At 48.4% G+C, this 21,719-nt stretch carries 19 protein-coding genes; 7 read left to right on the forward strand and 12 right to left on the reverse strand.

Annotated features, from left to right (window positions below; translation table 11 throughout):
- Positions 1–33 precede the first annotated feature (33 nt).
- A complete protein-coding gene (gene thyX, locus AC52PS_RS01420; RefSeq protein WP_495561244.1) occupies positions 34–942 on the reverse strand; it encodes an FAD-dependent thymidylate synthase in 909 nt (302 codons plus the stop codon).
- A gap of 146 nt (positions 943–1,088) precedes the next feature.
- Positions 1,089–2,195 (reverse strand): CapA family protein, encoded by a 1,107-nt coding sequence (locus AC52PS_RS01425; RefSeq protein ID WP_495561245.1) that lies wholly within the window; start codon positions 2,193–2,195, stop codon positions 1,089–1,091.
- 196 nt (positions 2,196–2,391) lie between these two features.
- On the opposite strand from AC52PS_RS01425, the gene AC52PS_RS01430 reads away from it, so the two are divergent.
- Positions 2,392–3,600, forward strand: coding sequence for a M23 family metallopeptidase (locus AC52PS_RS01430; protein WP_495561246.1), 1,209 nt, complete (start codon positions 2,392–2,394; stop codon positions 3,598–3,600).
- Positions 3,601–3,643: 43 nt separating this feature from the next.
- Here the strand turns inward: AC52PS_RS01430 and AC52PS_RS01435 are convergent, their stop codons facing one another.
- The 4 genes from AC52PS_RS01435 to AC52PS_RS01450 all read right to left on the reverse strand — a co-directional run bounded on the left by AC52PS_RS01435 (position 3,644) and on the right by AC52PS_RS01450 (position 9,330).
- Entirely contained in the window at positions 3,644–4,492 is an 849-nt protein-coding gene (locus tag AC52PS_RS01435; protein ID WP_495561247.1) for an aminotransferase class IV, read from the reverse strand.
- A gap of 117 nt (positions 4,493–4,609) precedes the next feature.
- A complete protein-coding gene (gene ppk1, locus AC52PS_RS01440; protein WP_495561248.1) occupies positions 4,610–6,727 on the reverse strand; it encodes a polyphosphate kinase 1 in 2,118 nt (705 codons plus the stop codon).
- Between the two features lie 45 nt (positions 6,728–6,772).
- Entirely contained in the window at positions 6,773–8,371 is a 1,599-nt protein-coding gene (locus AC52PS_RS01445; RefSeq protein WP_495561249.1) for a Ppx/GppA phosphatase family protein, read from the reverse strand.
- Entirely contained in the window at positions 8,368–9,330 is a 963-nt protein-coding gene (locus AC52PS_RS01450) for an ROK family protein (RefSeq protein ID WP_495561250.1), read from the reverse strand. Before AC52PS_RS01450 ends, AC52PS_RS01445 begins: the two co-directional genes overlap by 4 nt.
- A gap of 73 nt (positions 9,331–9,403) precedes the next feature.
- Between AC52PS_RS01450 and AC52PS_RS01455 the strand changes: the two genes are divergently transcribed.
- From AC52PS_RS01455 to AC52PS_RS01470, 4 genes are all read left to right on the forward strand, one after another.
- Positions 9,404–10,357: an adenylyltransferase/cytidyltransferase family protein gene (locus AC52PS_RS01455; protein WP_495561251.1), complete on the forward strand. Its 954-nt coding sequence runs from the start codon at positions 9,404–9,406 to the stop codon at positions 10,355–10,357.
- A gap of 45 nt (positions 10,358–10,402) precedes the next feature.
- On the forward strand, positions 10,403–10,879 hold the full coding sequence (locus AC52PS_RS01460) for an NfeD family protein (RefSeq protein ID WP_495561252.1): 477 nt from the start codon (positions 10,403–10,405) through the stop codon (positions 10,877–10,879).
- 118 nt (positions 10,880–10,997) lie between these two features.
- Entirely contained in the window at positions 10,998–11,936 is a 939-nt protein-coding gene (locus AC52PS_RS01465) for an SPFH domain-containing protein (RefSeq protein WP_495561253.1), read from the forward strand.
- Positions 11,933–12,868 (forward strand): SPFH domain-containing protein, encoded by a 936-nt coding sequence (locus tag AC52PS_RS01470; protein WP_495561254.1) that lies wholly within the window; start codon positions 11,933–11,935, stop codon positions 12,866–12,868. Before AC52PS_RS01465 ends, AC52PS_RS01470 begins: the two co-directional genes overlap by 4 nt.
- Positions 12,869–13,006: 138 nt before the next feature.
- On the opposite strand, the gene aspS is transcribed toward AC52PS_RS01470, so the two are convergent.
- From aspS to gatC, 5 genes are all read right to left on the reverse strand, one after another.
- Complete coding sequence (gene aspS, locus AC52PS_RS01475; RefSeq protein ID WP_495561255.1) at positions 13,007–14,284, reverse strand: aspartate--tRNA(Asn) ligase; 1,278 nt, start codon at positions 14,282–14,284, stop codon at positions 13,007–13,009.
- Positions 14,281–15,723, reverse strand: a complete 1,443-nt coding sequence (locus AC52PS_RS01480) for an asparaginase domain-containing protein (protein WP_495561408.1) — start codon at positions 15,721–15,723, stop codon at positions 14,281–14,283. Before AC52PS_RS01480 ends, aspS begins: the two co-directional genes overlap by 4 nt.
- Positions 15,724–15,729: 6 nt before the next feature.
- Positions 15,730–16,731, reverse strand: coding sequence for an Asp-tRNA(Asn)/Glu-tRNA(Gln) amidotransferase subunit GatB (gatB, locus tag AC52PS_RS01485; RefSeq protein WP_495561256.1), 1,002 nt, complete (start codon positions 16,729–16,731; stop codon positions 15,730–15,732).
- A 2-nt stretch (positions 16,732–16,733) separates the two neighbouring features.
- Complete coding sequence (locus AC52PS_RS01490) at positions 16,734–18,170, reverse strand: amidase family protein (RefSeq protein WP_495561257.1); 1,437 nt, start codon at positions 18,168–18,170, stop codon at positions 16,734–16,736.
- An 82-nt stretch (positions 18,171–18,252) separates the two neighbouring features.
- Positions 18,253–18,531 (reverse strand): Asp-tRNA(Asn)/Glu-tRNA(Gln) amidotransferase subunit GatC, encoded by a 279-nt coding sequence (gene gatC, locus AC52PS_RS01495; RefSeq protein WP_495561258.1) that lies wholly within the window; start codon positions 18,529–18,531, stop codon positions 18,253–18,255.
- 209 nt (positions 18,532–18,740) lie between these two features.
- Here gatC and AC52PS_RS01500 point away from each other — a divergent pair, with 209 nt between their 5' ends.
- Positions 18,741–20,162, forward strand: a complete 1,422-nt coding sequence (locus tag AC52PS_RS01500; RefSeq protein ID WP_495561259.1) for an MGH1-like glycoside hydrolase domain-containing protein — start codon at positions 18,741–18,743, stop codon at positions 20,160–20,162.
- Between the two features lie 63 nt (positions 20,163–20,225).
- Here AC52PS_RS01500 and nudC read toward each other — a convergent pair whose 3' ends face one another.
- On the reverse strand, positions 20,226–21,098 hold the full coding sequence (nudC, locus tag AC52PS_RS01505) for an NAD(+) diphosphatase (RefSeq protein WP_495561260.1): 873 nt from the start codon (positions 21,096–21,098) through the stop codon (positions 20,226–20,228).
- 47 nt (positions 21,099–21,145) lie between these two features.
- Here nudC and pth point away from each other — a divergent pair, with 47 nt between their 5' ends.
- The gene (gene pth / locus AC52PS_RS01510; RefSeq protein ID WP_495561261.1) at positions 21,146–21,706 is read left to right on the forward strand and encodes an aminoacyl-tRNA hydrolase; all 561 of its coding nucleotides are present in this window, start codon (positions 21,146–21,148) and stop codon (positions 21,704–21,706) included.
- Positions 21,707–21,719: the final 13 nt, after the last annotated feature.

The following is a 21,719-nucleotide window of genomic DNA, read 5'->3' on the forward strand; positions in this document are numbered from 1 at the left end:
CAACGCGGGCAGAACCTGTTTTCGTTGGTGCCGTCAGGTTTGACGACCCTGCAGAATTTTGACCGCCAGTCGCTCTTTTTCACGGCCTGATAGTTCTTCCGCTTCTATGATATTCCGTATATGTTCCGGAAGCTGCTCCAAGTATGTATCTGCGGTTGGAACCGACCGGGTATCTGGTATGCTCAGGACTTTGCGCAGCACGTTCTGCTCTGCCGAAGTGAAGTTCACCCCGCCCAGGCGGTGATTCCTGAAGCTCTCCACGGCCATGGGCGCTACTGCTTCCGCGGCTTCCAGCATTTTCTCTGCGTATACCCTGATCTCATATTGTGCGTGGGCGTCCAACCTGAGTCTAAGAAAGTGAAACAGGTTGTGCAGATCTATCTGCCAATACCATTCAGTATACATGCTGAGGGGTAAATTAATCCGGGCAAGTTCCCGTGCAAGACCGCGGTCAATGAGTTGGGTGTAGGCAGCGTAGGCGGCGCTCTGCTGATCCTCCAGTTCCCGCCGAATCTCCTCCTGGAGCTCCGGGTTAACGGCGTCATCCATTCTTCCCTGCTTATTGTCGCTGCTCTGAAAAGCAATATTCTGACCTTCGGGAATGTAAAACTCGTCCTTCATCACCGAATAGCGTCCGGAGATTTCATTCAGCCGGGCGGTGCGGTGTCTGACCCATTGGCGGGCAACAAAAACCGGCATCTTTGTGTGAAAGGTAAGAATCACCTGCTCGAATGGAGATGTATGGTCGTTTCTCAGAAGATAGTCGATCAGCCCCTTATCCTGGCGGAACGACTTGGTTCCCGCTCCATAACTCACCCGTGCAGCCTGAACAATCCGGTCGTCAGATCCCAGATAATCAACCAGGCGTACGAATCCCTTATCCAATACCGGAAGCTCTTTATCCAGCAGCTGCTCGGCAGCCTCAACAACACTGTGCCCCATATTCAAGTCCTGTCTTTCGCCAATCCCTCTCCTCTCACAAAGCCCGGCTTCATGCTTGGCGGAATAGCGTAGTTTTCTTCAGTGTATCAGAGTGATCCGGTTTCAGGAATCCGTCACAGGGATTTCTCCGTTAATCCTATGCCCGGCTAAAAATCCCACAGAATATTCCAATCGTCGGAGATCCCACGGAAAAACTCCTCCATGGCCTTTTTCCGGTTTGTATAGAAATTTTCCCATTCCGGTGCTGCTACTTCCGCAGAACGTGCAGTGGGGTGCACCTCAAAACCATCCCTCGGTTTTCCTCGGGCAGATATTTCCCGGAAATGCTGAAGATGGGTTATGGGTAAAATCTTATGCTGATAAATTTCCGGTCCCCGCTCCGAATGCCTGATGCTCAACTGGGCAATTGCCGAATCGCCGGTATATGCCCGTTGACGATCCCATTCATCGCTGCTCAGGTACCAGGGCTGGGAGCTGATGAAGTTTCCCATGGAATGCATTATCAGACCGGATCTGGTTGCATCATCCGGATACCACTCCAGGGGCTGGAGCACATGGGGATGATGACCCCACAGGATATCCACACCCGCCTCCATAAAACTGTGGAATAGTTCATATTTCCAGGGATCGGGTCGCAGCAAATACTCGCTTCCTCCATGATACGCAAGAATAAAAAGGTCGTAGCGGGGGCTTTCGTTGCGAATGAACTCTCGTAAGCGGGTATTAGCTTCGTCAGAACTAAATGGGACAAGATAGCTTTCCTCCACCCCCGACCAATATTGATTCAATATGCCGGTTACCGATAGGAATCCGATATTCCAACCTTCATGCCGGATAGGGGTAACCGAAAATGTTCCGGTGGCTGAGAGATCTATTCCCGAAACATAGACTCCTCTTCTGCGGGATTTCAGGGAGTAGTAGTTCAGCAAATTCAACTCGTTTCGGGTTCGATAGATCCCGGCACTTCCATAATCATTGATATGGTTATTCGCCAGGGAAAACACATCGAAACCCGCATCCACCGCCGCTTCCATATAACTCCGATGAACATTAAAGCGTGGAAAGCCGGCCATGGGCCTGCCTTGATCCATCACAAATTCCATATTTGCAAAACTCAGGTCATCATTCTGAAAGATATGAGCAACCCCGGAATAGATCCTCGAATAGTCGTTCATCCGGAAATTCGGCGGATGGGCCATAATATCACCCACAAAACTGAGATTCAGTTCTTGAATCCCCTCCCCTTGTCCCAAGGAAGGTTGTCTCCATTCAAGCTGCGGTTCACCCCCATGCCCGCCTGAATTACAGGCAGAGGAGAGAAATCCGTAAAACACTAGCAGAACAGTCAAAAAAATTTGCAGCACGCGTTTTTTTTCTTCGACTTTTATGAATTTAGCATGAAATCTCATTATATTTCCTGATACCGACCGAGACTGCATAGGGGTAATTATGAATATAATAATAGGCGAAAAAGCGAAATCTGTCTCTGGAATCTTTATTTTGTTGTTTTTCCTCGCGGGAATACTGTCGCCCGTGTCAGTATCCGCCCAACCGGAACAGAATGAACAGGTCCGAGTCTACGGTGACCAGCAGGATGATTACAGCATCCGCTTTTATGCGGACAATAATCTGATCATTCCAGCCTATGTAGTTATAACCTTTGAAAATCTTGTAAATCTGACACCTGATACCGAAATGCCGTTTTCTATTCAAATGGAACCGGGGGTTGAACAGCAGTATCTGTTTTCATTGATCCCCGGAGATGGCGATAGACTGTCCTACCGCTTTTCTTACACCTTTTCCCGGGGAAACCCCAACAGCGTCTCCCCTGATGGGAATTTTCTGTACAGCTTTCCCTACACCCACGGCAGCAAACACAGAGTAACCCAGGGGTATAACGGCCGGTTCACCCATATGGACGACAACCGCTACGCACTTGATTTTGATTTGGAAATCGGCACTCCGGTGTTGGCCGCCCGATCCGGCCTGGTAGTGGAAGTGAAGGAAGACTCCAATATCGGCGGCAGATCAGTAAGCTACGGGCCTCATGGGAACTATATTTTAATTATGCATGATGACGGAACATTCGGTAACTACGTCCATCTTAGACAGAACGGCGCCCTGGTTGAAGTGGGAGAGGAAGTGGAACAGGGTGAACACATCGGTTTCAGCGGTAATACCGGCCGGTCATCAGGCCCCCATCTCCATTTTGATGTACGCATTCCCCTGGAAAACGGACGGATGCAATCCATTCCCATCCGGTTACGGGGGCGGAATGGAGAGCCCATCCAACCGGAGGAGGGTGAAATTTACTATGCCTACCAACCCGGGGGAGAAGATTTTACAGAAATCTTCGGTGCGGATATAAAGAACGATGATTTTGCAGAGTATAGCGGTAGAACCGAGGTCCAGGATAATCTGGACTTTCGTGTTGAACAGACCGATCTGACCTATGTAATATATATTGGAAACGGCTTCGAATACCCGGTGGAGGCAGAAGTTGAGTTGCGGCTGGAAAACATGACCAGCACCCGGCCGAGTCCGGTGGAGATTCGCCTGGAATCGGGTGAAGAACGTTTCCTCACCATTGTACGCCCCAGAGACGGCGTTTCAAGCTGGCGATACGGCTATGCGGTGAATTACCGTAGACTCGAGTAAGACGGCCAAACCCGATTTGGTCTGGGGAACTGCATAGCGTACTCTACTCATCCTTCAGCCGCCGGGCATATTTGCGCAGATATTCGCCATACCATCGAGCAAATCTTTCGGTACGAGGATCCTCGGGTAATACCCGGGAAATGCCTTCAATATCCACAAAAGATGTTACCGGTTGTACCGCAATGGATGTTGAAGTCATCAGAAGCGGCCGCGGTTTGGCCAGGAAATCATCATATCCCAGCATGCCCTGCTTAAGCATCACCCCATGTTCCTCCAGGCTTTTTTGAAAATTTATTCTGGTAACACCGGAAAGAATGGAATCTTCCGGGGGACTGTAAATTCCATCTTCTTCCAGCCAATACAGGTTGGCCCGGCTTCCTTCCAGCATTAATCCCTGTCGGTCAATGAGAATGCTGTCCCAGCATCCGAAATCCCGGGCATGATCCAGTGCACGGCTGGACAGAAGCATGCTCAATGATTTCGCTTGGGGAAAATGGCGTTCACCCATATACGCCGCAACTTCGAGCCCCACCGGCTCAGGAAAGTCCGGATTGTCATTCCCTTTTACGGCAGGAATATCCACAGGATACATATACATGTTGCTGCCGGCTGAACTTTTTATGAGCATTACCTTTATATTGCAGCGGACCAGGCGGTTTACACGAATCAGATCATTAAGATACCGGGTAACTTCATCTGGATCCGGAAGCCGGGTAATTCCGATTATTTCAGCCGAATGGCGCAGCCTCTTAATATGCTCTTCAAGAAAATAGAGCCGCCCTTCTCTCAGCCTGAGGGTTTCATAGACTCCGATACCGTTTGCATAGTATGTATCATTTACAAAAATTTGAGGTGAATCCAGTACCTTCAAATCGCCATTTACCGATGCCATAATTTTTTTTTGTCTGCCGGATATCACTATGGTTGCCGCCTTTCGATCAGAGTATGAAGTGTGATTGGAGTGAAATTTCACAGAAAGAGCCTGCCCAAGCTGAAGAGAGGCCCACTATTACGTAGCTTTCGGTGGACGACGGCGGACGCTGAAAACCCGTGCATTCTGAGTCCCGTCTCCATGATCCCCGTCTCGCGCTTTTTGATACATCTCCCATTGGGCGTGGATCCGGTGTTTCCCATCCCCGGGGGCTACACGTGTATAGGACCCGTTTTTGGCCAATTCATATGCCTGGGAGTTATCCTTCATGTACACATCAAGCATCTCATGAATGGATCGTGCACAGCGAAGGTCTTCCACCGGGGTAAGCAGCTCAACCCGCCTATCCAGATTCCTTCCCATCCAGTCAGCACTGGAGATGTAAACTTCAGGACTTCCTCCGTTGCGGAAATAGAGCGCACGGGGATGCTCGAGATATCTGTCGATAATGGACACAACCCGAATATTTTCGCTTAAGCCCTCCACACCGGGTTTCAGCATGCAAATACCCCGGATATTCAGATCGATACGAACTCCCGCACGGGAAGCCTCATACAGGGCATCGATGATCACAGGGTCGGAAAGCGAGTTGATTTTCACCATAATGTGCCCGGGATTCTCCCGGCTGTGCTTATCCCTCTCCCGTTCAATTAGCTGCAGTATCTTGTTCTTCAGATTATGGGGAGCCATGGACAGCTTGCTCAAAGCGGGTACTGCAGAGTATCCGGTGATTGCATTGAAGAACAGCCCCGCCTCATAGCAGAGATCTTCTCTTGAGGTCACAAGACCGATATCTGTATATAGTTTAGCGGTTTTATCGTTATAATTTCCGGTACCAAGATGAAGATACCGGGAGATTCCCCGCTCCTCCCTGCGGATAATCAGCAATGCCTTCGCATGTACTTTCAGCTCAGCGATTCCGTACACAACAATTACCCCTGCACGTTCAAGCCGTTCAGCCCATTCAATATTTCTCTTCTCGTCGAACCGGGCTTTTAATTCCACAAGTACGGTTACCTGTTTTCCATTTTGGGCTGCCGCTTCCAATGCACGGACAATCGGGCTGTTCTTGCTGGTCCGATACAGCGTCATTTTGATAGCCAAGACGCCTTCATCCTGTGCAGCTTGCTCCAGCATTCGTATAACCGGGGTGAAGCTCTCAAACGGATGCAGCAGAAGACGATCCCGGGTCTTAATCCAATCCCATATACTGAGCTCCTCTGAATCCGGCATTATTTCTACCGGCTTCCATGGCTCGTCCCTGAGTGAGTCAAAGCCCTGAATAAACACCAGGTCCATAAAATCTCCAAGCTCCAAAGGATTAGGGGTAATGAACACCTCATCTTCGGTGAGACTCAGGCTGGTTCGCAGTAAATCGTTAATTTTCTCACTGGTATTGCTGCAATTCAACCGAACGGCTTCAGAGCTCAGACGTTCGGTGAGCACCTGTTCCATTGCCTCTACAAAATCCTCGTCCCTGCTTTCATCAACTGCAAAATCTGCATCCCGGGTGATCCGGAACATGGCGTGTTCCTTGACCTGGTATCCCGGGAAGATGCTGGATGCAAACATCACCACAAGATTTTCTAGCAAGGTAAAACAAAAGGCTCCTTCTTTTGAAGGCAACCTGATAATCCGCTCGGCGGAACTGGGCAGCTGCACAACCGCAAGATGTTCCTCGCTTTCCCCATCCCGACATAATAGAAAGCCTGCATGGAGCCTCATATTGCCCGACTTCACCATTGGTTCTCTGCCGTTCACCCGTACCGGGGTGAGGAGGGGAAAGTAATCATTAAGAAATTTCTTCTTTAATGATGACTTTTGTTCAGCATTTAAATCAGGAATATCAAGATATTTAAAACCTTTGCTCTTCAGTTCCGGGAGTATCTCTTCCAAAAGCACCCTGTACTGCTGCTGAAGCATATCCCGGTATTCCTTGTAAATTGCCTTCAGCTGTTCTTCCGGGCTCATTCTGCTTGGACAATTGGTATAGTTCCCCTGAAGATACTGGGTTTTCAGAGAAGCGACCCGGACCATAAAAAATTCATCGAAATTGCTGCTTACAATGGAGAGAAACTTTAATCGTTCGAGAAGAGGCTTTTCCCTTCGCAGCCCTTCATTCAATACCCTTCGGTTGAACTCAATCCAGCTCAATTCCCGGTTAAAATAGCGTGTTTCATTATTCGTATTCTTCATTAATTATTCCTACAAAAATCCGCTGCCCGGTATACGGCAGAAATGTCAGCGGAGAATTACCTTGTACCCGTACACATCTTCAAACAGCCCGGCTTTCAAATTGAGACCGTAGCGTTCAATGGATAAGTCACCGCTATGCTCTCCTGAAAGAAACAAGTTGGTGTTTTCAATTTCTATCCGCACATCACGGAAATGTTGCCCGTGTCCGCGGTCCAATGCATCTGCCACCCGCAAAATTGCTGCAAGCTTCATTACCGCCAGGCGGTGTTGTCTGGGCAAAGTACCAAATTCCAGATGGGATTTCACTGGTTTCGCACCCCGGTGATAACGTACCACATTGGAAATTATCCGGATCTCTTCAGGGGAAAGTCCGAATATCTCCGAATGGGCAACAATGTACTGTCCGTGCTTGTGATGTCCGGACTGATTTATAAAATATCCTACATCATGGAGCAGTCCCGCCACTTCCAGGTAAAGACGCTCCCTGAGCCCAAGACCATGCTCTTCACTGAGCTGGTCATAGAGCTCAAGACTTAATTCCTTCACCCGATGGGCGTGCCGCTCATCAATATGGTACCGTTTTCCCAGACTCAGGGCCGAGGCAACTACCTGACTGGCGAAATTTTTATCCAGTGCGGCTGTCTGCCCCATTACATTTCTCAGAAGGATCCCCTCCCGGATACTCACATCGGGGACAACAATCTCCTGAGCGGAGGTCTCTTCCAGAAAAATTTTAAAAATCAACAGAGCCGGCAGCAATCCCTCGGCCTCATTATACGTTACTCCCAGATCCCGAACGGTTTCCTCTACACTTTTTTTCTGAACCGTATTCACAAAATCGAAGAACCTATCTCTCTTGATGATAGAATAGTGTTCTCCAACGCTTTCTCCGCTGTTATAGCTTGCAATCCGGGCGTCCCCTCCAACCATGATAAAATACCTGATCCGTTTTAGATCTGTATCAGTATGGAGATTGGCAACATGGAGGCGAAACTGTTCTCTGAGAAACTCCTCCATGTTTTCCCCGGAATCCCAACGGCTTTTCAGTTGTTGTTCCAGACGAAGCGTTCCAACCTTCAGACTCTGGGCGGCCTGCATCTTCCCCCGATACATAATCATCAGCTCAGTGGAACCCCCGCCCACCTCCATGATGATGGAATTTGAACGGGAAAACGAGGCCCGGAAATTTTCCACCGCATGAAGGACGGCGATATATGTGAGATGATTTTCTTCCACCCCTTCAATAATCTGTACCTGAAAGCCGGTTTTGGTCTGGATGCGGTCAACAAAGGTATCTCTGTTTCTCGCCTCCCGTACGGCACTGGTAGCAACCACGTATGCTTCTTCGGGCTCTATATTCCAGCTCTTCAGAAGCTCGGCAAAGCCGGTCATTATCTGCACCGCCTGCATCATACTGGCGGCTTTGATTGTTTTGGTAATAAACACGTCCCGCCCCAGACCCACGGGTCTGCTGGCCCGGTCCAAACGTTGATACCCCCCGTGGGCGTCCAGTTCAAGAATTACCAGTCTGATAGCGGTTGAACCCACATCAATTACCGCTACGACCGTTTCTCCGGATCTTGAATCCGGATTTACCCCGGCGTGTTCCTGTTTTGTTGACTCAGTTGAATTTTTTTTTCTCATGAAACTCCAAATTCATCGTGAAGAAGAAGGGCAGCTCCGGTAATCACCGTATCATCACCCAGTTCTGCAATTTTCACTTCCACATCTTTTAATAGAACGGGCATTGCATTTTCCCTCATTGTTCTTTCGGACCGTTTTACAAAATCCTCTCCCAGCTTCTCTATGAGGCCTCCACCGAGAACGATCATTTCAGGATTAAAAATATTTACATAATTGGCCATGCCAATTCCAAGAAACTCTGCAGCCCGGTGCACCAAATCTATGGCAGCTTCTTCCCCCGCATCCATGGATTTTTTAATATGACTGCTTTTGATCTTTGTAAAATCTGTCCCCGCTTTCTCCAGAATGCTAGGAGCTTTACCAGTGGATGCCAGCTGTACCAAATCCTTGGCTAGCGCGGTCTTGGAAGCAAGAGTTTCCAGACAGCCGTAGCTACCGCAACCGCAGAGACGCCCGTTTGACTGGACAATCATGTGTCCCAGCTCTCCGGCACCGCCGCTGGCACCCCGGTAGAGATGTCCATTGAGAACCATTCCTCCGCCGATACCCGTTCCAGGATATATGCCGATAATGTGGCGCCTTCCCCGACCGGCTCCCCGCTTGAACTCACCGTATATTCCTGCATTTACGTCATTTTCCACCAGCGCGGGTATCCCCAAAGCTTCATTTAGCTTGTCCCGAAGCGGATAATGTTCAAACCCGATATTTGTAGCGGATAACACAACACCGTTTTTGAAATCCACCGCTGAAGGCACTGCCACGGCAATTCCGTGAATATTGCTGTCGTTGAGGGAATTTTTTTTCTTCAATTCTTTCACGCTTTCGAGCATCAGCTTTAAAATTTCATCACCGTCTGTGGTCTGTGGCGTTTTCGTTTTCACACTGTCCAGGATATCCTGATCATCGGAATACAAGGCTGTCAGCATCTTTGTCCCGCCAAGATCTATTGAAACAATCATTTTCCGCTCCTCTCCGGCCATTATACAAAATCTTGTATTGATTGTGACAGAAACACAAGGGTATTCTTAGGGTATGAAAAAAATTCAGCGGGGCGTAATTATTGGTCGCTTCAACCCACCCCATAACGGTCACAAATACCTCATAGATTTTGCGACATCCTTTGTGGATGAATTGTATATCTTTGTATGTACTCTTTCCAGGGACAGGATTCCTGGTGATCTCAGGTTTCAATGGATGAAGGAATTATATCCTGATGCCCACAATATCCATATCACAGAGGAAAATCCCGACGCCAACCGGCAGCAGCCCAACGCCCACAAAATATGGGCGGATGCGGTCAAGCGTCATATGGCTGAGACCGGTGCGGGAGAAGGCGCCGATTATCTGTTCGCATCGGAGGAATACGGGTGGAGTCTGGCAAAAGAACTGGATGCCGAATTCATTCCTGTGGATCCTAATCGGGATCAGCTGCCGGTCTCCGGCACGGATATCAGGAATCATCCATTGAATTACTGGGATTTCCTTCCGGAAACGGTCCGTCCCTATTTTATAAAACGAATAGGTATCCTTGCCGGAAAGGAAAGCGAAGCTCTCGCCCGGCAGGTAGCAGGGAAGAGCGGGAGCCTGTACGCACCTTCATACCGCGATTATTATAATGAAATCCTCCGCAGCCATAACAAACACACCACCATTCACGAAACTCCGGAGGAAACAATTCACCATGCCCAACGGGCAATGGAACAGGCATTAAGCCGCCAGGCGAGAAGGTTTCTTTTTCTCAGCTGCTCGGAAGACCCTGAAGACCTGAGATCTGAAATTGCCGCACGACGCTTTGACCGGCTTGTGGTTGTGGAATCTCTAATGGATCTTAAGGAAAGGGAAGACTTTCTTGAGATCATTCAGTCGGACAGGGAGATCTCCTCCCGTACATCTTTTTTTCATTTCTCACCCCATTTAGGTGATACAATACATGCGGACCTGTTGAATGCATTCCAAATCAGCGGACCGATAACACCCGCAGAATAATACCGCAGCGCATTCAAACCGTCTTATCTATTCTGGAGGATACACATGGATTTCATGGCAATTATTTGGGCTATCATTGGTTTTTTCATGATCATTGCAGAGTTTTTTATTCCCGGACTTGTTATCATTTTTTTCGGTACAGGTGCTCTTCTTACTGCACTCCTGACCGCCCTCATTCCCGGGATTACCGGTTCTCTTTTTCCGCAGGTTCTCATTTGGCTTGGTTTTTCCACCCTTTCTCTGGTGAGTTTGCGCAAATACTTCAAAAAGATTTTCCGCGGCAAACAGATCACTTCAAAAGATCATGAATATGATGACGGTGGGCGTACAGTGGAAGTGCTTGAAACAATCGGGCCGGAAACCAGCGGACGTATCCGCTATAAGGGCACCAGCTGGGCTGCATTGAGTTTCGATAAAACCTATCAACCCGGAGATAAGGTCTGGATTCTTAAACAGGAAGGAATGACCTATTATGTTGGAGACCCTCTTCTTCCGGATGATGAAGATGCAGGAGATTTCTGAGCTTTTTTTGAATATTTACAGGTCCAAGTACGTATACATATATAACTGATGTTTAGTAATGGAAAGAAACCTGATCATCAGAAAAATTGATGTGGATTCATTAGAGTAAGGAGGCAATATGGATTTTTTTAGCGGCTTGCTGATCAGCGGTGGTCTTGCAGCCCTGGTGGTATTTGTATTCTTCAAGCTCCTGCGTATCGTCCCGGAACAGCAGGCGTGGGTTATCGAATTTTTCGGTAAATTTCAGAAGACATTGGGACCCGGCTTTCACATGGTTCTTCCCGGGATTCAACGGGTTGTTGATAAGCATGAATTAAAGGAAGAGGTGATCGATGTACCTCCCCAAATCTGTATAACCCGGGATAATGTTCAGGTAACAGTTGATGGTGTACTGTATCTTAAGGTGATGGATGCGGAAAAGGCAAGCTACGGGATCGACAATTACCGGTATGCCGCCGCACAGCTTGCTCAATCAAACATGCGAAGTGAAATCGGGAAGCTTGAATTGGATCGCACCTTCTCTGAACGTGAGATAATGAATAACGCCATTGTAAAGGCGGTAGATGAAGCTTCAGACCCATGGGGTATTAAAGTCACTCGCTATGAGATCAAAGATATTACTCCGGAAAACCCCATTGTTGATGCAATGGAGGCCCAGGTGAGAGCCGAGCGTGAAAAACGTGCGGAAATTCTGGAATCCGAAGGGGTCAAACAGAGCCGCATTAATGTGTCTCAGGGAGACAAGAGTGAGTCTATCAATAAATCTCAGGGTGACAGACAAAAAAAGATTAACGAAGCTCAGGGCCGAGCCGAAGCAATTACCATTGTAGCAGATGCCACAGCACAGGGACTCCAGGAGATAGCCGGGGCCATAAGAGAGCCCAATGGCGAGAAGGCTGTGAATCTTCGGTTAACCAACCAGTTCATTCAGCAGCTTGAGGAAATTCTTACCGATTCACATGTATCGGTAATGCCCCACGACCTGGCACAGGTTCAATCGCTGATTGCAAGCGTTCTCCCCGGCAAATCAGGGGGATCTCAGGGAGGTGCAGCATGAGCGGAATGCTACTTATAAACATTTTACTGGCCGGTTTCGGTCTTACGGTTGTTATTTCAGTTATCCGGAGCATACAGATTATTCCGGCCAAAACGGTACGGGTGGTTGAGCGTCTGGGAAAATTCAGCAATACCATGGAGGCGGGTCTTCATTTACTGATTCCCTTTATCGATAAAGTGCGATACCAGCACTCACTGAAAGAGCAGGCCCTGGATGTCCCCAGCCAGAGCTGCTTCACTCTGGACAATGTGAAAATACAGGTTGACGGCGTACTGTATTTTCAGGTTATGGATCCAAAAAAGGCAAGTTACGGCATTACCAATTATCGTCTCGCAACGATTTACCTTGCCCAGACCACCATGCGTTCGGTTATCGGAAAACTGGATCTGGATAAAACCTTCGAAGAACGGGAAAAGATAAACGCAGCTATCTTAAAAGAAGTTGATGAAGCCACCGATCCGTGGGGGGTTAAGGTAACCAGATATGAAATTAGAGATATTACCGTTCCTCCGGATATTCTTCAGGCCATGGAAGTGCAAATGCGTGCCGATCGGGACCGGCGAGCTGTAATCGCCCGATCCGAAGGTGAACGGGATTCCAAAGTGAACCACAGCCTCGGTGAAATGGAAGAAAATATTAACCGTTCCGAAGGGATCAAAGAACAGCTGATTAATGAAGCCCAGGGCCGGGCGTCTGAAATTCTGGCAATCGCAAAGGCAAGTGCCAACAGCATTCGTACACTCGCAAAGGCAATTTCTGTGGACGGTGGCGATGAGGCATTGAACCTGCAGATTATGGAGGGTTACCTTCAATCCATGAAATCTCTGGCGAAAAAAGATACTCAGGTGGTATTGCCGGTTGATTTAACCCAAATAGATGAAACTCTGGAGAAACTGAAAAACATCAGCATCGCATCCTCCAAAGGTTCCTGAATTATCCCTGGCTTACGCATACAACACAACGGCCGCCCGGAAATAACCCGGCGGCCGTTTTTTTTCCCTTCGATTTTTGGAACTTAATAAGCCCCTTAGGAATCCACAGAGGAATCCGGGGCACTCCGAGACAAAGACTCAGGGAACAATCCGTTTTCTGTCCCGGGGAAATAGACTGGCTTCCTTCACGTTGGAAAGGCCGAGGATTTTCTGGGTTATTCTCTCTAAACCAATTGCGAAACCTCCGTGGGGAGGACAACCGTATTTGAAAATATCGATGTAACCGCCGAGACCTTCCTCGGTCATGCCGAATTTGGGCAAGGTTTCTTTCATCATTTCATACTCGTTAATTCGCCGTCCGCCGGTGGTTATCTCGAGCCCCCGGAAAATCAGGTCAAAGCTTTTGGTCTTCAATCCGTCAGGATAGGTGTAAAACGGCCGTTTTTTCCTCGGAAAAGCGGTAATAAAAACCGCAGGCACAGAATGCTCTTCCTCAGCCCATTCACAAATCAGTCGTTCCCCTTCCGGGTTAATTTCAAAGACTTTCTTGCCACCCCGCTGTGAGATGATTTTCTTCGCATCCTCATGGGTGATACGGGGTATGTTTTCCACCGCCTCATCATCGGGCACAGAAGTTCCGTATTTTTTGAGAATTTCTGATTCGTTTTCCCGTACACCCTGGAAAATGGCTTTTAAAATCCCCGCTTCAATATCCATGAGATCATGCTCATCCTCAATAAACGCAAGTTCCACATCCAGGGAAACGTATTCATTCAAATGCCGGGGTGTATCATGTTTTTCAGCCCGATAGGCTGCCCCCACCTCGAAAACACGTTCCAGCCCGCTGGCCACCATTGCCTGTTTATAGAACTGAGGGCTTTGGGCGAGATACACTGAAGTGTCGAAGTAAGCAACCTCAAAAAGGCCGGTTCCCCCTTCGGTACCGGAACCGATCAGCTTGCTGGTCTTTATTTCTGTAAAATCAAGACTTCGCACATATTCCTGAAAATACTTGATAACCGAACTTTGGAGACGGAAGATATCCAGAATTTTTGGATTACGAATGCTGATCATTCTATTATCCAGAACAGACTCTATACCGGTGCCGTCCGCATCCTGATTGATTTGAAACGGAAGGTCCGGCGCAGCAGGCGCCAAGGTATTGCTTTCCAGGGCCTGAATCTCGAATCCCCCCGGGGCCTTAGGGTTTGCCTGTACAGTTCCCCGAACCTGAATAACCGATTCAAGGCTGTACTCTAGCTTTCCCTCATATACCAGTTGGAGTATTCCGCTGCGGTCCCTGAGAAGTACAAAACTTATCGCCCCCAGTTCACGAATTCTGTGAACCCATCCGGAAACTGTTACTTCTTTGCCTTCATACTCCGGCAGATCCCGTGCCAGTGTTCGCGTCATCATACTTTATCATCCTCTTCAAGCTGTGCTGCAAATTCCTGAGCAATCACTCTGGTAAATGCAGACTCGGAGCTGTCCGGGCCCATTGCCTGAGCACCTTCCTTCCACAATTGGTGGCTGGTAACATAATCGGCAAAGTCAACAAGGCCCTCCTGCTGGGAAGTACAATAGAAGCGCACCCCTTTCTCCCGCCCATACTCCAGAGCATCCCTGATAGAGAAAGGAGACTGGCTGAGATTTGCCGTGCCTGAATCATACAATTCAAGAATCAGGCATGTAACCCCCTGATCGATCAAAGCCCTGATAAGAGAGCTTTGCATTCCTGGGTAGATTTTCACCACAGCAACTCTTTTCAGAATCTGTTCGAAAACAGCTGTCATATAATCCAGCTCAGGCAGTTCATTCAGCCGGTCCAGATCCAGAACGGCATTTCTTCCCGTTTTTTTCAAGATTGCTTCATTCCATGTACTGAACAGCTGCGCTCCATCTTCAAAATTTCTAAATTTCAGATTATATGCAGGATATACCCGTCCGGAAACAGACACCCGCACAGAGGACGGTCCGGCAACATCCAAATCGGGCCAACCCTTCCTTCCCGCAGCTTCCAGTTCCATAATTCCGTTTTTCAGATGATCTACTCCCGAAGAATCCTCTTCCAATGGATTTACCGCTGCAGTAAGAAGAATAGGGGTGTCTGAAGAACCGAAGAACCAGTGAAGAAGAGCAGCCGTGTATGCAAGGGTATCAGTACCGTGCGCAATAAGAATACCGTTGCTTCCCCGCTTGAGAAGCTTGAAAACCCTGTAAACCAGGGCCGCCCAATCCTCAGGTGTAAGTTCCTCACTCAGAAATTTACCCATCTGAATTTCTTCAAAGCGCAGATCTGAGGCTATCTCACCGTCCTGATCCAGGTATTTCCGGATATTCAGCATATCTCCGGGCTCGATGAATCCGTCCCCCCGCCTGGTTCCAGATATGGCTCCTCCAAAGCTGAGTATGTCCAGGGTGCGTACCTGCAATGAAGCAGAAAGCAACTGTTGCACTTTTTTGGGTTCGGCACGTCCGGAGCTTGCCTGCATCACCTTCCCCATGAGGAATTTAAGCGGCTTTGAATCTCCTGCCTGTATTTCCTGTACTGCTTTGGGAAATTCAGTGAGAACTGCGTCGATAATTTCCTGAATAGCCCGGGAATCGGTTATCTGTTCCCAGTTCCGCTCCTTGATAATATCTTCAGGATCCTTGTCCTCTTCAAATATGACCTGGAGCACCTGCTTGGCAATCTTTCCATGGATCCGACCCTGGGTCAGCAAACGGAGCATTGCCACCATACGCCCGGAGCTCAAGGGGCTGTGTTCCAGCACCATAGCGTGTCGGTTCAGTTCCTTTTGTACATCGCTGCTCAGCCATGAAACCAGCTGGAGGGGTTCGGCCCCTCCCTGTATGCATTCTTAAAAAAAAACGGCGGTAAACTTTTCATCGCAGATAAAATCAGCCTGAAGATCGTTTAATCCGTAATCGTTGCGGTAGCGTTCTCTTCGGCTGAGCGGCAGTTCTACCTGCAGTCCTTCCACCTGAGAAAGAAACTCCTTGTCGGTCCTGAACGGAGGCAGATCAGGTTCTGGGAAATACCGGTAATCGTTGGCGTTTTCCTTGGTACGCATAATTTCTGTCTGATCACGGTTCTCATTCCAGAGCCGGGTCTCCTGAACTATGGTTCCGCCCTTTTCCATTATGTCGCTTTGGCGTGAAATTTCGAAGCTAAGAGACTTGCGGACAAATCGTGAGGAGTTCAAGTTTTTCACTTCCACCTTATTTCCCAGTCCGCGGCCTACAGGGTTGATAGATACGTTGGCATCCGCCCTCATGGACCCTTCTTCCATATTTCCGTCGGAGACCCCAAGGTAGCGTACGATTCTTCGCAGTTCCTGGATAAGCACCTCGGCTTCCTCAGCCAGCTCAAGATCCGGTTCGGTAACAATTTCAAGCAGGGGTGTACCGGTACGGTTAAAATCCAGAAGGCTCATATCTCCCGCATGGACCATTTTGCCCGCATCTTCTTCAAGATGACATTCATGAATTCGGACCCTCTTTTTTTTACCGTTAAACTCTATATCAATGTACCCGTTGGTTCCCAAGGGCTTTTCAAATTGTGAAATCTGATAGTTCTTGGGCAAATCCGGGTAAAAATAATTTTTTCGTTCAAAAACACATTCTTCACTGAGAGTGCAGTTCAGAGCCCGGGCTACAGCATATGATTTCTTAATGGCTTCTTCGTTCAATGCGGGGAGAGAGCCCGGCAGGCCCATACAGACTGGGCAAACATTGGTATTCGGCTCATCCCCAAAATGATTTTTACAGCTGCAGAACACTTTTGAATCTGTGGTGAGCTGTACATGTATCTCCAACCCGATAAACGACTGGTACATCCGATTCTCCTTAATTTGACCCATGATCACCCCCTCTCCAGCCGGTACTCCGGCGGAAAATCTCCGGGGTTTTGAATAGGAAAGCTGCCGCCCAAGGACTCGCCGCATTCGAACAACAAGTGTTCATGGAAAGCCGGGGCCATGAACTGAACAGCGGTTGGCAGATTATTCAGCAACGGTCCGGGAACAGACAGTCCCGGCAGACCGGTGAGATTGGCAGCAGTGGTGAATCTGTCTGAGATTTTCTGCTGGAATGCATCCAATCCCAATTCACCATGGGGGAAGGCCTGGGTGGGAAAAACCGGCAGCATTAATGTGTCCACACTTTCGAACAGCTCTCTAAACTCCCTCCGGATTTCCGTCCGAATCTGCTGGGCCTTCTGATAAAAACGATCCTGGAAACCGGAGCGAAGTACATAGGTACCCAGAAGAATGCGCAGCTTTACCTCGTCTCCAAATCCCGCATCCCGGGACTTCCTGACCAGTTCATCAGGGTTTTCCGCAAAGATCGGCCGCTCACCATAGCGAACACCGTTAAATCGGGCCAGATTTGCGCTGGCTTCTGCTGTCGCAATGGTGTAGTAAGAGGGCACCGTGTATTCAAGACTGGGCATCTCTACTTCTTTCAGCTCATACCCGGCTTTCTGCAAATGCTCTACAGCCTGCCCGTAGGCCTCTCCCATTTCTTCGCTTAACCCCAGCTCCCCGGTAAGAATTCCGATGGTTTTCACCCGTTCTTTTTCCACCGGGAAGTCCCGATAATCTACGGAACTCTGATCCATTTCGTCCCTGCCCCGGATTGCATGGAACACATCACGGGTGATATCTATGTCTGCTGCCATCACCCCGATAACATCCAAAGATGATGCATAGGCCACAAGTCCATATCGGCTAACCGAGCCGTAACTAGGTTTCAGTCCGTAAATTCCGCAAAATGCTGCAGGCTGACGCACAGAACCTCCAGTATCCGATCCCAGGGCAAAAGGCACCAGTCCGGCAGCAACCGCCGCGGCCGAGCCTCCGGAGGAACCTCCGCACACCCTGCTCAGATCCCAGGGGTTATGGCTTTGCTGGAGTGCGGAATTGTCGCCTGAAGACCCCATACCGAATTCATCCATGTTGGTTTTCCCTGCGGGTACAGCCCCATGTTCACTCAGCCGCGTTATTACCGTGGCGTCGTAGGGTGAAACAAAATTTTCAAGAAACTTTGACCCGCAACTCAGAGGCATCTGTTTAACGGCGATATTGTCTTTTACTGCATAGGGAAGGTCTTCAAGGGAGTTATTGTCGTAATTATTGGAATTTGAAAGGGGCTTTTGCTCAGCGGTCTCGGACGCCGCAGTTGTCTTGTTCCGTTCCTTCGGGGAAAAGTGAAGAAATGCCGATACGGCCGCATCGCGGTCCGTTACAAACTTCCGGTATTCGGCCAGGCCTTCACGGGTGCTGGCTTTCCAGTCTTTCATATAACTCCGTCCTACTTTAAGAGAATTGTTTCGCTCTGAACACTGTGCCGCTTCGGACCAGATTTCACAGCAAATGAGGATTCTATAATACGTTGGGGATAGCGATGAATCTGTCTTCCAGATCCGGTGCCTGCTCAAGAATATCATCGCTGAGTGGGGATTCAGAAGCCTGATCTTTCCGCAGTGCATTGCTCTTAATGGGGATATGGTGCTCCACATCGCCCTGCTTCAGCTCCATCTGATCCATGACCTCAAAATATTCCACCAGTTGACTCACCGCTTGAGCGAATCCTGACTTTTCTTCGTCACTGAGTTCAATGTGTGCAAGCTCAGCAGTAATATCCAGTTCTTTTGTATCCATATCTGATTTTTGTACACAGTGGGAGGTGAAAAGTCAAGGTTTTATGCAGTACCGCCGTATATTTAGTGAATAAATATGCACATGCATCCCATAAGCGAATTTGACTTCCCCCGTTCAAAAATGCTAATTTCAGTTTCTTAATCTAAAAACCAATCAATCATGTTATAATGGACCCTGTATACTTACACGGAAAGACATAAGGAGACTCAGTGCAAAAAAAGGAATTTCCCAGTATCCGTTTTTATGACCAGGATTTTGTGGACATTTACAACCAAACCTGGGCATGGGTGGAAGATTACTACTCAGATGAAGTAGATATCAACGGAACTCCGACACGCATTTTTACCCCGCCGGAAGGGGACAGGATTAGTTCACTGGACAGCAACTTCTCCACCTTCTTTCTGGTATATAGTAATAAAATCTATCCCAGCCTTCCCCAACTGGATTTTTTCTACAGCCGGCAGGAAGAAAACGGCGCAATCCGGCATCTGTATTCCCTTGCGGATGACAAACCGGTTTTCACCGAGGAAAACCCCGAATCTGTGGGGCTTCCTCTGTTTTCCTGGGCCGAATACAACCTGTTTCACAAACTGGGCAATAAAAAGCGGATTAAAGATATCATGCCCATCCTGGAAAAATATTTCTCTTGGCTTGAGTCCAATTTCCGGGCTGAGAATGGCTTGTATGTAGTTCCCCTTTCTGCAACCGGAATGGACAACTCACCAAGAAAAGAAGCCAAATACCTCTTGGATTTTAATACCGTAATGGCCATTAATGCCCTCTATATGAGCGAGCTGGGAGATATTCTTAACGACAAGGAAATAGCGTTTAAATATAAACGGCACTACTTTTCTCTGAAAACTAAAATAAATCAAAAGATGTGGGATGAAGAAGCAGGTTTTTATTTTGATCTGGATGCCAATGAAGAGCAGCTTAAAGTAAAAACCATTGGCGGTTTCTGGAGCCTTTTGGCGGAACTCCCCAACGATGCAAAATTCGATCTGCTTCTCGCTCATCTGAAAAACCCGGATACATTTGGCACACCCCACCCCTTTCCTTCCCTTGCCGCAGATGAACCGGAATTCGACGAATTGGGAAAGGGATACTGCGGATCAGTATATCCGTATCTCACATTCATGGTGATTAAAGGGCTGGAAAAATATCAGGCATATGACCTGGCCCGGGACTCCAGTATCCGGCATATGTATTATATGCTGGACACCCTTCATCCGGATGATAATAAGCGGGGTAACGTGTATGAAGCCTACAGACCTATGCGGGATGGAGCGGCTCTTTGGGAGGGGAATAAAGAATTCCCAAGAGCCATGTACCTTCCTTTCATTGGCCTTTCCACCGTCGCCTTAATGATTGAAAATATCATTGGATTATATATCAGCCTTCCCCGGAAAACTGTGGACTGGATTGTACCCACCCTGGAAGCCATGGGAATTGAAAACCTTTCCTTAAAACGAAACCTCATTACAATTCTCAGCAACAAAAGTAAGAGGGGCTGGGAAATTCGTCTGGAAAGTGAAAAACTCTACTATTTCACCATAGATATACTGGGAGACAAGAAAAAGACCCTGCCCATTCCCAGCGGTAAATGTTCAATGCTTATCGATAAACTCTAGAGGAAATTTCGAAACACGTGCTGTAATGCACATCGTTTTGAAGGTTCAAACTTCCGGGGGGAGCTATTTAGCCTCCCGGTTTGAACCCCTCTCTTGCGCAACCCGGTGAATAAAATCCGCAACCAATTTACTTCCCACGCTGAAACCCGGCATCCGGTTGGGTATTTCCTCCGCGGAAAACCACTTCGCTTCTACAAGCTCACCATCGATAAACTTAATTTCACCCCCTGCAGATTCTGCAGAAAAGGCTATCATATGTGAATTGGGGAAGGGCCAGGATTGACTGCGGACATATTTCAGATTTTTCACCCGGAGGTTGGTCTCCTCAAAGACCTCCCTGTGTACCGCTTCTTCAAGGCTCTCGCCGGCCTCGACAAAACCGGCTACCAGTCCATAGAACCCTTGGGGCCGCTTTTGATTCCGTACCATAAGCAGCTTGTCTCCGTTCCGGATGGCCACAATTATGGCCGGAGCAATTTGCGGGTAATAGGTTTCCCCGCATCCGGTACACACCATGGAAAGATCCTCGTCTCCTGGAGCGGCGGGAGAACCACAGGAACCGCAGAATCGGGTTCTGCCCATCCAATATAGAATCTGCGAGCTTCTGACCACTGCCTGAAATAGCTCTTCATCCATATGAGCATACAGGTCCCGAAGTTTGAACTCGTACCAACCATCATCCAATCCGTGCTCTATTTCTTCAGGGCCGGCATACCTCATCGCTTCTGCTCCGAATCCTGTCCATACATCCGTATCAGAGAGCCGGCCCGCGCTTATCAACCCCCGATCACTCAAGTCATTTTCATGAACGTTTGCCGCCTCCAATCTTCCCCCGGTGCTTCGCAACTGAACCCGATCGCTCCGCTGGGGGGTGAATCTCAACAGGATATCACCTGGTTTCATTTGGGATCTGTTGGAATATGTAATTCTGAACATTGCCTATCCTGATGCTTTTTTTATTCGTATCTGATAATACTAGGTATATGTCTGAAAGAATATCATTGCTATGTTTTCTGGGAAACCCGGGAAGGCAGTACTCTCAAACCCGTCATAACGCCGCATGGATGCTTCTTGAAGCATTGGAACAGGAAAGCCCGCTCACTTGGCAACAGAAATTCAAGGGCTCATTTACCAAACACCAAATTCCCGGACAAAACACCGTGTATTTCTATGTTCCCCATACATTCATGAACAAAAGCGGTGAAGGTATTCAGGAAATATCATCGTTCTTTTCCATTCCCGTGGAGGAAATTCTGGTAGTGTACGATGAACTGGATATGAAGCCAGGGGAGTGGAAAACCCGCCGGGGAGGTGGCCTGAAAGGTCATAACGGTCTGCGCTCAGTAAAGCAGCATCTGGGTAAAAACGATTTTCTGCGGATTGCCCTTGGAATCGGTCGGCCGGAGAACCCTTCATTCCCAATACAGAAATGGGTTCTCTCCTCTTTTCTGGAAGCGGAGAAGGCCGACCTGTTCCGGGGTTTCACTGAACTTCTCCCCATACTCCGTTCCATCGCGGATAATGCTGCCCTGCCGGATTCATAAGCGTTTACCGGCA

Source organism: Salinispira sp., assembly GCF_059431795.1.